Here is a 12,847-nt window from a genome sequence, read left to right as displayed (position 1 = left end):
CAAGGCTGCTCTGGCCGCTCTGCGGGAGGGCGAAGGCAGTTATGCCAACGTTGGGCAGGAATCCCGCATCAAGGACACGTCGGCTTATGCATTCGTCGAATGGAACAACCTGCTCAACCTCAATGATGAAAGCCAGCCGCAGAGTACCTGGCGTTCAGTACTGCCGGGCATCTACTCGCACCACCTTTTCGTTGCCGAGATCGCCGCTGACGTGTTCGGCTGACGTCATGTGGGTGCTCTAGCGAGACGATGAGCTGGTGTGCCCCTGTTCATGTTCAGTGGTGCCCCCACCAGGGCTCGAACCTGGGACCTGCGGATTAAAAGTCCGTAGCTCTACCAACTGAGCTATAGGGGCGCGACGAATCAGGATACTGCGCGACCTCGCGCCACTCGTTTGAGGATTCGCCTCAGCGTGGCCTAAGCTATCCAGGCTCCAGCACGAGCGTTGCGAGTCCCCCGGAGAGATTCGGCTGGCCCCCTTCGTCTAGCGGCCTAGGACGCCGCCCTTTCAAGGCGGTAGCGCGGGTTCGAATCCCGTAGGGGGTACACGTGGCGACCGTACGATGGAGCACGCAGCAAGGCCCTGTGGCGCAGTTGGTTAGCGCGCCGCCCTGTCACGGCGGAGGTCGCGGGTTCAAGTCCCGTCAGGGTCGCTACACGGCGGGCACGTCTGCGCGCCTTGCGGCCCGGTAGCTCAGTCGGTACGAGCGTCCGCCTGAAAAGCGGAAGGTCGCCGGTTCGATCCCGGCCTGGGCCACCAGCTTTCACCCGATACCGTCCACATCAGAACGGCCCTCGGACGTCACCACCATTGAGCCGGCCTACCAAGTCACTGGCAGTGCGATCGGGCTGCGCCAAATCGAGGCGGTGTTGAAGGCCACCTGTTCGGGTGCGACGGCCAGTTCCAGGCGCGGGAACCGGGTTAACAATGCGCCGACGGATTCTTGCAGCATCATGCGGGCCAGATGCGGGCCCAGGCAGCGGTGGAAGCCGTTGCCGAACGTCATGTGCGGCGGCGAGTCGGTGCGGTCGAAGTCGAGCTCGTCGGGCCGGTCGTAGACGGCCGGGTCACGGTTGGCCGCCAGGTACGACACGTGCACGAAGTCTCCCGCCGCGATGACGGCGCCGTCGAGCTCGACGTCCTGTGTTGCCACGCGTGGGATACCCGCGCCTTGGCGGAACGGGATGTGCCGGAGCATCTCCTCGATCGCGTGGGGAAGCTTGTCGGGGTTCCCACGAACCCAGTCCAGCGCCTCGGGTCGGGTCAACAGCGTATAGACGATGTTGCCGATCTGGTAGGTGGTGGTGTCGTGGCCGGCGACCAGCAACAGCATCGCCAGCACGGCCAGTTCTTCGGCCGACAACGCGTCGTCGCCGACGCGCGCGGTCGCCAAGGCGCTGATCAGGTCGTCCGAGGGTGCATCGCGACGTGCGGCGGTGAGATCGGTGAAGTAGGCGCGCAGCTCCGCCTTGGCTTCCGCGGCCCGTACGGCCCTGTCAGGGCTCATCGTCATCAACGCGATCGCCTGCCCGCGCAGCCATGGCCGGTCCACGTCCGGTACGCCCAGCAACTCGCTGATCGTGGTCAGTGGCAGGTCTTGGGCCAACCCCGCCACGACGTCGGCAGGCTGGCCGCGCTCGGCCATGACGTCGATCAGTTGTTCGGCGTGCTTCCTGGCAAATGGGCGCAGCTGCTCGACGCGGGCGGTGGTGAATGCGGCGGCGACGATGTGCCGCAGCCGGTTCAGCACCGGCGGGTCCATCAGGTTGATCGCCTCGGGCTGGGCGATCGGGGCGGGAGTGATGCGCGGGTAGTCGGTTCCGACCAGCGCGGCGCGACTGAACCGCCGGTCGCTGGTGACGGTTCGCACGTTCGCGTAGTCAGTGACCAGCCAAGTGGTGCCTTCCCCATACGGCATTCGCACCGGGCACACAGGGGTGTCCCTCATGCGAGTCAGGAACGGGTCCGGTTCCAGTGCGTCGTCGTGACGGAACGCGCCCGTCGAGATCGGGCACTGCGTCATCTGCGTGTGTGTCATGCCGGCACCGCTTCCTTGAAGAGCTCGTCTTCCCAGTCGGCGGAGGGGAGGGCGGACTGCCACGTGCCCAGGGCCATCTCGGCGGTGATGCCGGGCCCGAAGCCGGCGAGCATCCCGCGGGCGCCGTCGGTGAGCAGATCCTCGGCGAACAGCCGCCGGAGCGCGTCCAGGACAGTCGCGGAGGCGATGTTGCCGTACTCGGTCAGGGTCGCGCGGCTGTGCCGGAACATTGAAGGGGGCACGTCCAGATGAATCGCAAGATCATCCAGGATCCGCGGGCCACCGGCGTGCACCACGGCGAAGTCGAGTCCTGAGGCGTCCCAGCGTTCGGCGGCGACCAGGTCGCGCAGCGCCGGGGCCACCATCGCCATCGTGGTCGGCACCCGGGAATCGAGGCGGAAGTGAAAGCCAGTGTCCTTGACCGCATACGAGATCCAGTCCTCGGTTCCGGGTACCAGGTGCGAGGCGTTGCGCTGCAGCTGCACACCGGCGCCGCCGCTCCCGCGCACGACCGCCGCGGCAACCGCGTCGCCGAACAGCCCGTTGGACAGCAGCGTTCCGATGCCGTCATCGGTGGGCTGATATTGCAGTGAGCAGAACTCGCAGGCCACGATCAGCACGTTGGCGTACGGGTAGGCGGTGCAGAAGTCTTGCGCGCGGTTGATTGCCGCCCCACCGGCCGCGCAGCCCAATTGGGCGATCGGCAGCTGGCGGGTCTCGGGCCGGAAGCCCATCGTGTTGATCAGCCACGCGGTCATCGACGGCATCGCGAAGCCGGTGCACGACACATAGATCAGCATGTCGATGTCTTTGGCCGTCAGATCGGCGTTGCGCAGCGCGGCCCGGACCACCGGGGGTACATGGGCTTTGGCGTACTCGGTGTGCTGCGCGTTACGGGCTTCGAAGCCGGGGTGCTGCAACGCGGCCTCGACGGGCTGGACGAGATGGCGGGTTTCAACGCCGGTGTTTTCGATGAGGCGCAGGGCCAGAGGCAGCTGCGGGTGATCCGCGTGCAGGCGCTGCGCCAGCTCCAATGTCTCTTCCATGGTGACGACGTGCTCGGGAACGGCCACCGCGGGCCGGCACAGCACTGCCATTTCGAACCTCCTGTTGTGTTTCGGGAGCGGCCCGTGACTGCGGCCGTCTGTCACATACGAAGGTAAGAAACGTGGGGCTCGACGAACATCCGCTGATCAGGCAAAAGCAGGATGAAGTTCCCTCCCCCAATTGGAGGAGAGGGGCGGTCGACTCTGGTCATCGGAGAGGCGCTGGCGTAGCGTACTGCAAATCGTTGGCAAGAACTGTTGCAGGTGACTTGCAGAACGGTCCGCCGTGAGCCAGGAGCATCGGGATGCATATTCCAGACGGTTATCTCTCGCCCGCGACGTGCGCCGTCGGTTTCGCCGTCGCCGTGCCCTTCCTCGCGGTCGCGTCAGTGCGCGTCAAGAAAGTCGTCACGTCTCGCCAGGTGCCGACATTGGCAATGCTCTCTGCGGTCTGTTTCCTGGTGATGATGTTCAACGTGCCGATACCCGACGGCACAACAGCACACGCGGTGGGCGGGTCCCTGGTCGCGGTGCTACTCGGGCCCTGGGCCGCGGTGATCGCGGTCTCGGTAGCGCTGGCTTTTCAGGCCTTGCTGTTTGGCGACGGCGGAATACTGGCTTTCGGGGTCAATGTCGTCAACATGGCCGTCGTGCTTCCGTTCGTGGCTTACGGGTTGTATCGCTTGATCTCCGGCGGCAGCACCTTAACTTCGCGGCGGCGGGTCGCAGCGGCCGCGGTCGGCGGCTACGTCGCCCTCAATGCCGCCGCGTTGTGCACCGGTATCGAGCTCGGCATCCAACCGACCTTCTTCCACGACGCCGACGGCGCGCCGCTCTACTCGCCATATCATCTGTCGCAGGCCGTGCCTGCGATGCTGTTGGCTCACCTGGCGGTCGCCGGGTTTGTCGAAGCCGCGATGACCGGGGGTGTGTTCGCCTACTTGCAGCGGGCCAATCTTCCTCTGCTGCAAGTCAACAACCCCGGCATACCGGTCGACCAAGAGGACAGTCCTGCGCCGAAGCCGAAGCTACGGCCCGGCGTCGTCGCCATCGTTGCCATGCTGGCGACCGTGGCTTTGACACCCCTCGGCCTACTGGCGCCCGGCGGCGCATTCGGCGAGGACGCGCCCGAAGATATCGACCTGGGTCCGCTAGGTCTTAAGGCCATACCGACTGGGCTTGCCAAGTACACGGGTTTCTGGAACCACGCCGTACTCGGCGACTACGGATTCTCCGACGGGTCGCATCCAGTACTCGGATACCTGCTGTCGGCTGTGATCGGCATCATCGTCGTCGGGGCAGTCGTGTATCTGATTGTCTTGGCCGTCAATGTAATCGGAGCCAAGCGCGCCAAACCCGCAGACACCTCAGCCGATATCTTCGCCGCCTCTGACTCATGACGACTGCGGAGACTGTGGTCGAGCCGGCTGGCCCACCGGACTGGCTCCTTAACCGCGAGGCAGCGCTTTGCCCATGTGGATGTATCGGCAAGCGCCGCAAGGGATCCTTTGTAGAGAAAACACTCACCGGCGGTGCCGACGTCCTTCGTCAGGTGATGTTCAGCGACGAGACCTCGTCGAAGGCCGGGTTGCTGCAGCGTATGGACTCCCGCGTGAAACTCGTAAGCCTGTTCGGGTTACTGGTCGCCGGATCGTTTCTGCATTCCATCCCGGCTCTGTTCGTGCTCTACGCTGCGACCCTTGTGCTTGCCGCATGTAGTGCGCTGCCTGTGGGCTTCTTCGTCAAGCGGGTGTGGCTCTTCGTGCCCATCTTCACCGGAATCGTGTTGATTCCAGCAACATTGAGCGTGGTGACCGGTGGCGACGTGATCGTCACGCTCTGGCACTGGCACGGCCGTCCCGAGGGAGTCACCCGGCAAGGCCTCATGTCGGCGCTGCTGGTCGTGTGCCGCGTCGCCTCGTCGATCAGCCTGGTGGTGCTTGTCACCTTGACGACCCCGTGGACACGATTGCTCGCGGCGTTGCGCGCACTGGCGGTTCCACGCATGTTCATCCTCATCATCGGGATGGCCTACCGGTATCTGTTTCTCTTGCTCGCCACGGTCATCGACATGTACGAGTCACGAAAGGCGCGAACGGTCGGTGCCGGAAAGCATGACCGCGACGCCCGCCGGTTTGTCTTCGCCTCGACGGGCGCCTTGCTGAGCAAGGCGCTGGTGATGTCTGAGGAGGTGCACCAGGCGATGGTCGCCCGCGGATATCAGGGGGACGCCAAAGTCCTCGCGCCGCCTGCACTCACACGGCGCGATTTCATCTTCGCCGCTGCCGCGGTCGTCTTCGCCGCAGCACTTCTGGTGGGTGAGCGGGTTCTTGTCCGCTGACGATCCGGCTGAGCCCGTCCTGGTATGTCGTGACCTCACCTACCGCTATCTCGGCAAGTTCGAGGCGCTGGCCGGCGTGTCGTTGACGGTATCGCGCGGAGAGAAGCTCGCCCTGCTCGGACCGAATGGCTGCGGCAAGTCGACGCTGCTGAAGATCTTGGACGGCCTGATATTTCCCGACACCGGAAGCGTGGAAGCCTTCGGCGCACCGCTGACCGAGGCAGCACTCGAGGACGAGCAGATGAACATGGGTTTCCGTTCCCGCGTCGGCTTCGTCTTCCAGAACAGCGATGCGCAGGTGTTCTCGCCCACGGTGCGTGAGGAGATCGCTTTCGGGCCACTGCAACTCGGCCTGGATCGCGCCGAAGCGGTCAGGCGCATCGACGACGTCCTTAGCATGCTCGACATCAGTGACCTCGCCGAACGCGCGCCATTTCAGTTGTCGGGTGGCCAAAAGAAGCGTGTTGCGATCGCCGCGGTGCTGGTGATGAACCCCGAGGTGTTGCTGTTCGATGAACCGACCGCCGCTCTGGACCCCCGCACGGCGGATTGGTTGACGAAGCTGATCGAAGACCTCGCTGCCGCAGGCAAGACCATCGTCCTTGCAACTCATGACCTCGACAGCCTGGACCGACTGGCCGACCGCTGCATCGTGCTGGGTGAAGACCACGCCGTCGTCGCACAGGGCAGCACGGCGCAGATCCTTAATGATCGGTCAATGCTGTTGAAAGCCAACCTCATTGGCGCCCGTGGAGCTCAGTCGTGTGAGTGAGCGCGGTTCTCGACCAGACCGCTTTGGTGCACATGGGTGTGGTTGTGCTCGGACCCGTCGTGGGCGTGCGCGTGCACGTGTTCCACGTGACCGTGCTCGTGGCCGTCGTGGGCGTGGGTATGCGTCGCCTCGCCGTGGCTATGAGAGTGCGTATGGACGTCGTCGTGACGGTGGGTCTCGGTCATCAGTTCTTTCCTTCCGTTTTTCGAAGCGGCGCGCCGCTTCGATCGATCGCGTGCAGCTCTGCAACACCGCGATGGTGATGAGGAACCCCGGGGCCTGCGTGCTCGGCGTTGAAAACCGCGTCGGTGACCAGCTGGCGAACATGGTCGTTCTCCAGCCGATAGATCACCTGGGTACCCTCCCGGCGCGTGCGCACCAGGCGGCCCATTCGCAACTTGGCCAAGTGTTGAGATACCGAAGGTGCCGGTTTGGCGACACGGTCAGCCAGCTCGTTCACCGAGTGCTCGCCGTCAGCCAGTGCCCACAGGATCTGAATGCGCGTCGCGTCCGCCAACATTCGGAATACCTCAACGATCAACGCAGTCTGATCTTCGGGCAACCGCGAACCTGGTTGCTGATTATCCGCATTCATACGCAGATAATAGCGGAATGAGGAATAGTGGTGTGACAGGACTGTCGATAAGGACTCAGATGATCAGCGGTAAGCACGATGCGCAGGCGCGAGCCCTGCTGCGCCGGCACGGGCTGCGCTGCACCGGACCCCGCCTTGCAGTCATGTCCGTGCTGATGGCCGAGTCAGCCGCGAGTCACCTCACCGCACAAGCAATCATCGATCGGCTCCAGGACAGTGGGAGCGCCGTCGACCTCACGACGGTCTATCGGACGCTTGCCGCTCTTGTGGATGTCGGCGTGCTCCACGCACTGACTGCAGGCGATCCCGCGATTAGTTATGGTCTCGCCGAGCAGCCGCATCATCACGCTGTCTGCCACCGCTGCGGCGCGGTGACGGCGATCCCCGCCGAGCGATTGTCGACGGCCTTATCGCTGGCAAGTGAAGGCAGCGAGTTCGCCCTATCGCCCACTGGCGGGATGACCTTGCATGGGCTCTGCCCGGATTGTCAGCGGAACGCCTGACATGCGTCGCCCGACTCCTTGCGCGCGATGACGCGCTAGAGCATCAGTGAAAACATGATGGCCGTACCCACGGCCATCATTGCCTGGCACGTAATGCCAAAGCGTCGATCGCGCTTGGTGAAGTACAGGTAGAGCCAAAATAGCGCAGCGACGGCAAATCCGATGGGTGCACAACCAGTTAAGTCCGGTGACGGGGGACGAATCGTTCATCCCGGGCATGTCCATGTCTGGCATCGCCAGAAGACTGGCGCCCATCACTGCTTACATCCACACCGTCGCCAGCATCATCGCCGCGTGATAGGCGTTCACCGCGCGATGCCTGGCTTGGGTGAATGTGACGACGACGAACCACGCCGTGGCCACCGCAGGTGCAGGTTGCCTATCACGCGCGTCGCCTCATCCGCACATCCTTGGTCGTTGATGATTACCGAAGAATCCACGGCAGCACAGCTGTAAGTTCCTCGAATGTCCATCGAAGGCGAGTCGAAAGCCTCAGGCAACGACTCGGGAAGCGCGAGGACATTCATTCAGCGCACCTTCGCGGCGATCACCCGCATAAGGCCAGGGCCCGCGTATTGGATCATTGCGGCAGGAGTGCCGACAGCGGTCACCGCGTTTCACTCTGCGTTCTATGGGCAATGGATCGTCGATGACGCCGGGCTGACGTTTGCCTATGCACGGTCGCTGTCCAGCGGCGACGGCCCTGTGCTGCAACCCGGTGCCGCACCGGTGGAGGGGTTCTCCAGCCCCGCATGGGCGGCGGTCCTGGTGGTGGGACGGTGGCTGGGCTTGTTCGATCACGGAGCCTGGGCGGGCACTCCGGACATACTGCTGTTCCCCAAGCTTGCCGCGCTTGTGTTCTGCTTCGGCACCTTTTCGGCTATGTACGCGGTCGCGGCCAAGGTCAGTCGCCGCCCGATGGTGGTGACGATCGTCGCGGGCACCGCCACCGCGCTCGTACCGTCGTTCGTCATCTGGATCACAAGCGGGCTGGAGAACGGGCTGTTCGCGTGCGTGGTAACGGCGCTCGCCGCGGTCCTGGCCCGTGCGGCCCTGTCCGCCGGCATGACAACGACGCGCACGGCCGTCGTGGCCGGCGGCTTGGCCGCGTTGGCGGCACTCACCCGCCCCGACGGCCTCGTGTACGCGGCGGCCTTCCCGCTCGCGGCATTCCTCGTTGCCAACCGCAACACGTTGCGCCGCACCAGGATTGCGTGCGTCATCTCCACCGCGGCGTTCATTGTTCCGGTTGGCGCTTACCTCGCGTGGCGGCTGGCCACGTTCGGCGACTACCTACCGAACACCGCCCGTGCGAAGGAGCAAGAGCTGCCCGGTCTCGACGCCTTCGACCGGCCCGCCACGCTGATCGTGTACGCCGGCTGGCTTGCCGCGCTGCTCTGGGCCGCGGCGGTCGCGCTTGCCCTGAGGCGTGGCGGGCCCACCGCCACAGCTGTCAAGGTGCTGCTCGTGCCACTGAGCCTTGCTGTGCTGAGTTATGCTTTGCTGCAACCGGATTGGATGGCGCAACACCGATTCGCCACACCAGTGTGGCCACTCGCCGCGCTGATCGGCACGTTGGCGGCCGCGCAGGTGCTCGGCAGCCTTTCCACCCGCGGCCGTTGGGTGTCAGCCACGGTTGCTGCGGTGATCGCGGCGCTGACGCTCAGCGGGTTCGTTAACGCCGCGCGCAACTTTCAGAAAGATCCGACCGCCGGGCTGTGCGACATCGCCTACAACACCGGCTTCCTCTTCAACGGTTTTGCGGACATCCTGAGCGTGCGCGACGGATCCCTGCTGTCCGTCGATGGCGGAGGCACATCGTTAACGAGCCGGTTGAGGTTCGTCGATTTGTCCGGCCTCACAGATCGGCGCATCGCCGGACTATGGCAGCGCAACGACATGAACGGATTGCGCAACTACATCTTCGACGAGCTGAAGCCGACCTTCGTCAAGGTGTTCTCCGGCTGGGCCGAGCGTGACCGGCTGGATCTGATGGGCGACGAGCGCCTCGAGCGCGACTACGTCATGCTCCTGTCCGGGCCGCCTCGCGGCGGGAGGTGGGTGCGCCGCGAGGCGGTGCACGACGCGATGGCGCTGGACGCGGCGCGGCGGTGGGGGGAGCAGGTGTGGAACCAGGTCATCCTCCCGCGCGGCGAGATCGTGCCGACGGCGTGGACGTGCGGAGACGTGCTGCGGCCCAGCCCATATCGTGACGGTTCACCCGCGCCGTCCCCGCTGACACAGTAGCCGTGTGAGTCAGTCGCCAGTCTGATCTACCAGAACTGCGCCGTCGGGTCGGTCGCCGAGAGTCTGCAGCGGGATGCCCTCGGGTTCTGCGGTGATCCGCACGATATGAGCCAGTTGATCGGCCGCATCGCACTGCAGATAGTGGTCGGCGCCGGGCAGCACCCAGTAGCGGCCCCGGCCGGGCTTGCCCCTGATATAGAACTGCCACACATGGTTGGCGACCCGCAGCGGCGAGACGTTGTCGTGCAGGCCCCACACCAACGTCGTATTGACCTCGCTCTTGGAAAGCGCTTCGAGCCAACCGGTTTCGTCCGCAGCGCGCTCGTGTAGATACTGAATAGTATCCGGCAGCACCCGGATTCCGTCGTTGTGTGCGAAACACGCTGCCAACGCTGCGATTTCAGGGTCGTCAAGGGTGCGACGGGGCATGAAGGTGCTCGCCCCCAGTCCCGCCGCCAGCAACTCCGGCGTCGTCGCAGATGCTGTGGCTTGTCCCGTCGCATCGTCGAGGAGCGCGGTCTGAAACGCCGTGAGATTGGCCAGGGGCAGATAGATGTTCGCGTTCGTCAGAATCAGGTCGACCGGCACTGCGCTCGGGCCGTGTTCGGCCAGCAGACCCAGCGCGATCATCGCGACGCTGCTGCCGCGATCGTGGGCCAGCATCCGGTAATCCGTGAGCTGCCACTCGCGGGTGATCGCATGGACGAGCAGACGCGCGTCGTCATACAACGAATACACGTACGGGGCCGGCGGCTTGTCCGACAGGCCGTAGCCGGGAAAGTCGAGGACGAAAATGTCGAATTCAGTCTCGAGCTCACGGGCCAACGCGAAGTAGTCGATGCTCGACGTGGGGAAGCCGTGGACGCATACCAGGGCCGGCGCGCCGGGCGTACCGAAACGACGGCTGAACACCTCGACTTCCGCTCCGTCGTTCGCCGCAGTCGTTGACCGCCACCTCAAGGGCGTTCCCTCTTCGTGCCACTGCACGAAAATGTCCACTGCGCGCTCCTCTCATGCCGCCTGGAGTTCAGCCATGATCGGATCCCAGAACCGGTCCGGGACCGCGTACGGCGCGTAGAAGCCCGTACGGGTGAAGATGTCGCCGTATAAGTCCAGCAGCCGCTTCGCCACCTGATCGGGCGAAGCGACGATCGCGATCTCGTTGACCATGTCGTCGGTGATCAGCCGTCCCATCTCGTCCCATTCACCGAGCTTGGACAGTCTGTTGAGCTCCGTGCTGAGATCGCCCCAGCCGTGCAGATCCAGCACCGGCCGATATGCCGGCGTCGAGCCGTAGAACGCGATCTGCTTGCGCGTCGCCGTGTCGGCGGCCTTCAGCAGCTGCTCGTCGACCCCGGTGACGATGAACGGCATCCCGCACATCTCGAACCCGTCGAGATCGTCCTTGCCCGCCGCGGCGCGCCCCTGCTGCAATGCAGGCAACGTCACTTCGTGCAGATAGCGGGGTGTGGTGAATCCGTGCAGAAAGAATCCGTCGGCCACCTCGCCGGCCACGCGGGTCATCTGAGGTCCGACTCCGGCCAGGATCACCGGCGGGTTGCCGAACGGGTTCGGGCCGGGATCGAAAAAGGGCGTCATCAACGTGTGCCGGTAGAACTGACCCTCGAACCGCAGCCGCTCGCCGGTGGCCCAGGTATCCCAGATCGCCCGCATCGCGCGGATAAATTCCTTCATACGCTCGGCTGGTGCCGACCATGGCATCGAAAATCTTTTGGTGATATGGGGTTTCACCTGAGACCCGATACCCAGGAGGAAGCGCCCTTCGGAGTAGAGCTGTAAGTCGTTGGCCACCAATGCCATTGACATCGGATTGCGTGCAAACGCGACGGTAATCGCAGTGCCGAGCTGGATTTTCTCGGTCTTGCTGGCCGCGACTGCGAGCACCGGAAACGGGTCATGGCTGACTTCCGGAATCCATGCGCAGTCGTAGCCGCGTCGCTCTACCGCCGCGGCGATGTCCCAGTCGCCGGGCCCGCCCATCAGCGTGTAATCCACTTTCATAGCGGTTCCACAATAGGAGGCCGGCCCGGTGGCCCGCGCGCATATCCTGATGCGATGCGCGAGGACCTGCCCTTCGATCCCGACGCACTGCGCGAGAAGTACGCGCGCGAACGCGACAGGCGGCTGCGCCCGGACGGCATCGGCCAGTACGTGGAGATCGAGGGCCGGTTTGCTTCGTTCGGTGACGACCCATGGGCCGATCCCGATTTCACCCGCGAACCGATCGCGGCCGAATTTGACGTCGCGATCGTGGGTGCGGGCTTCGGCGGGCTGCTTACCGGGGCCCGGCTACGCGAACTCGGCGTCGACAATCTGTGTCTGATCGACAAGGCGGGCGACGTCGGCGGCACCTGGTATTTCAACCGCTACCCCGGTATCGCGTGTGACGTCGAGTCCTACGTGTACATGCCGTTGTTGGAGGAGACGGGCTACATCCCCACCGAGAAGTACGCGAAAGGCCCGGAGATCTTCGAGCATTGCCGTCGCATCGCCAAGCACTACGACCTGTACCGCGACGCGTGCCTGCAAACCGAGGTCGTCGAAATTCGCTGGGATGACACCGATTCCCGCTGGATCATCGCGACCAATCACGGCGACGTCATCAGGGCGCGGTTCGTGTCGATGGCCAACGGCTATCTGAACAAACCCAAGCTGCCCGGTATCCCCGGAATCGCCGACTTCCGCGGCCACGCCTTCCACACCAGCCGCTGGGACTACGGCTACACCGGCGAGGACCTCGGCCACCTCGCCGACAAACGCGTCGGAATCATCGGCACCGGCGCGACGGCGATCCAGTGCGTCCCGCACCTGGCCCGAGCGGCCAAGCAGCTGTTCGTCTTTCAGCGCACCCCGTCATCGGTTGACGTTCGCGCCAACCGACCCACCGACCCGCAGTGGGCCGCAGGCCTGGCAGCCGGGTGGCAGCGCGAGCGTATCGAGAACTTCCAGCTGCTGACCAACGGTGGGCAGGCCGCCGAGGATCTGGTCGCCGACGCATGGACCAGCATCACCAAGAAGCTGCCGGTGATGCGGCAGGACACGACGGACAACCTGACGCCCGCCGACCGGGCTGAGGCCCTGGAGCTCGCCGATTTCGCGAAGATGGAGGAGGTCCGGGCGCGGGTTGATGCGCTCGTGAGCGATCTCGACACGGCCGAGGCGCTGAAGCCGTGGTACGGCTACTACTGCAAGCGGCCCTGTTTTCATGATGAGTATCTGCAAGCCTTCAACCGCGGCAACGTGATCCTTGTCGACACAGGCGGTCTCGGGGTCGAGCGGATCA

Annotated in this window: 14 protein-coding genes and 4 tRNA genes; 10 read left to right on the top strand and 8 right to left on the bottom strand. The window is 64.6% G+C overall.

Annotated elements, in window-relative coordinates:
* A partial coding sequence (locus tag QOH60_RS02855) for a hypothetical protein (protein WP_526416880.1) occupies positions 1–223 on the top strand: 223 nt, incomplete at its 5' end.
* A gap of 56 nt (positions 224–279) precedes the next feature.
* On the opposite strand, the gene QOH60_RS02850 is transcribed toward QOH60_RS02855, so the two are convergent.
* A tRNA-Lys gene (locus QOH60_RS02850) sits at positions 280–355 on the bottom strand.
* 118 nt (positions 356–473) lie between these two features.
* Between QOH60_RS02850 and QOH60_RS02845 the strand changes: the two genes are divergently transcribed.
* The 3 genes from QOH60_RS02845 (at position 474) to QOH60_RS02835 (ending at position 760) form a co-directional block, all read left to right on the top strand.
* A tRNA-Glu gene (locus QOH60_RS02845) sits at positions 474–546 on the top strand.
* A 33-nt stretch (positions 547–579) separates the two neighbouring features.
* Positions 580–653, top strand: a tRNA-Asp gene (locus QOH60_RS02840).
* 30 nt (positions 654–683) lie between these two features.
* Positions 684–760 (top strand) — tRNA-Phe (locus QOH60_RS02835).
* Positions 761–821: 61 nt separating this feature from the next.
* Here QOH60_RS02835 and QOH60_RS02830 read toward each other — a convergent pair.
* Together QOH60_RS02830 and QOH60_RS02825 are read right to left on the bottom strand one after the other, a co-directional pair.
* Positions 822–2,039: a cytochrome P450 gene (locus QOH60_RS02830; RefSeq protein ID WP_526416878.1), complete on the bottom strand. Its 1,218-nt coding sequence runs from the start codon at positions 2,037–2,039 to the stop codon at positions 822–824.
* Entirely contained in the window at positions 2,036–3,136 is a 1,101-nt protein-coding gene (locus QOH60_RS02825) for a type III polyketide synthase (RefSeq protein WP_526416876.1), read from the bottom strand. Before QOH60_RS02825 ends, QOH60_RS02830 begins: the two co-directional genes overlap by 4 nt.
* 254 nt (positions 3,137–3,390) lie before the next feature.
* Here QOH60_RS02825 and cbiM point away from each other — a divergent pair, with 254 nt between their 5' ends.
* The 3 genes from cbiM to QOH60_RS02810 are packed head-to-tail and all read left to right on the top strand — an operon-like array spanning position 3,391 to position 6,198.
* Positions 3,391–4,485 carry a cobalt transporter CbiM gene (gene cbiM / locus QOH60_RS02820; protein WP_526416874.1) on the top strand — a complete coding sequence of 365 codons (1,095 nt, stop codon included), beginning with the start codon at positions 3,391–3,393 and terminating at the stop codon, positions 4,483–4,485.
* Positions 4,482–5,426, top strand: coding sequence for a cobalt ECF transporter T component CbiQ (gene cbiQ / locus QOH60_RS02815; RefSeq protein ID WP_526416872.1), 945 nt, complete (start codon positions 4,482–4,484; stop codon positions 5,424–5,426). The genes cbiM and cbiQ overlap by 4 nt, the downstream gene beginning before the upstream one ends.
* Entirely contained in the window at positions 5,416–6,198 is a 783-nt protein-coding gene (locus QOH60_RS02810; RefSeq protein WP_526416870.1) for an energy-coupling factor ABC transporter ATP-binding protein, read from the top strand. The genes cbiQ and QOH60_RS02810 overlap by 11 nt, the downstream gene beginning before the upstream one ends.
* Here QOH60_RS02810 and QOH60_RS02805 read toward each other — a convergent pair.
* Together QOH60_RS02805 and QOH60_RS02800 are read right to left on the bottom strand one after the other, a co-directional pair.
* Positions 6,183–6,383, bottom strand: coding sequence for a zinc transporter Slc39a7 (locus tag QOH60_RS02805; protein WP_526416868.1), 201 nt, complete (start codon positions 6,381–6,383; stop codon positions 6,183–6,185). The genes QOH60_RS02810 and QOH60_RS02805 overlap by 16 nt on opposite strands.
* A complete protein-coding gene (locus QOH60_RS02800; RefSeq protein WP_526416866.1) occupies positions 6,383–6,793 on the bottom strand; it encodes an ArsR/SmtB family transcription factor in 411 nt (136 codons plus the stop codon). Before QOH60_RS02800 ends, QOH60_RS02805 begins: the two co-directional genes overlap by 1 nt.
* 59 nt (positions 6,794–6,852) lie before the next feature.
* On the opposite strand from QOH60_RS02800, the gene QOH60_RS02795 reads away from it, so the two are divergent.
* Positions 6,853–7,296 carry a Fur family transcriptional regulator gene (locus QOH60_RS02795; RefSeq protein ID WP_526416863.1) on the top strand — a complete coding sequence of 148 codons (444 nt, stop codon included), beginning with the start codon at positions 6,853–6,855 and terminating at the stop codon, positions 7,294–7,296.
* Positions 7,297–7,331: 35 nt separating this feature from the next.
* Here QOH60_RS02795 and QOH60_RS02790 read toward each other — a convergent pair whose 3' ends face one another.
* Positions 7,332–7,499 (bottom strand): DUF5134 domain-containing protein, encoded by a 168-nt coding sequence (locus QOH60_RS02790; protein WP_526416882.1) that lies wholly within the window; start codon positions 7,497–7,499, stop codon positions 7,332–7,334.
* 262 nt (positions 7,500–7,761) lie between these two features.
* Between QOH60_RS02790 and QOH60_RS02785 the strand changes: the two genes are divergently transcribed.
* Entirely contained in the window at positions 7,762–9,543 is a 1,782-nt protein-coding gene (locus QOH60_RS02785) for a hypothetical protein (RefSeq protein ID WP_526416861.1), read from the top strand.
* 9 nt (positions 9,544–9,552) lie between these two features.
* Here the strand turns inward: QOH60_RS02785 and QOH60_RS02780 are convergent, their stop codons facing one another.
* Entirely contained in the window at positions 9,553–10,542 is a 990-nt protein-coding gene (locus QOH60_RS02780) for an alpha/beta fold hydrolase (RefSeq protein ID WP_526416859.1), read from the bottom strand.
* A gap of 12 nt (positions 10,543–10,554) precedes the next feature.
* Positions 10,555–11,565: a TIGR03617 family F420-dependent LLM class oxidoreductase gene (locus QOH60_RS02775; RefSeq protein WP_526416857.1), complete on the bottom strand. Its 1,011-nt coding sequence runs from the start codon at positions 11,563–11,565 to the stop codon at positions 10,555–10,557.
* A gap of 54 nt (positions 11,566–11,619) precedes the next feature.
* Between QOH60_RS02775 and QOH60_RS02770 the strand changes: the two genes are divergently transcribed.
* On the top strand, positions 11,620–12,847 hold a 1,228-nt coding region (locus QOH60_RS02770; RefSeq protein WP_526416855.1), incomplete at its 3' end, for a flavin-containing monooxygenase.

This window comes from Mycobacterium sp. (assembly GCF_032159765.1).
Classification (GTDB): domain Bacteria; phylum Actinomycetota; class Actinomycetes; order Mycobacteriales; family Mycobacteriaceae; genus Mycobacterium.
The sequence above is the reverse complement of the archived record's forward strand: the minus strand, read 5'-3'. Positions and strand labels throughout refer to the sequence as shown.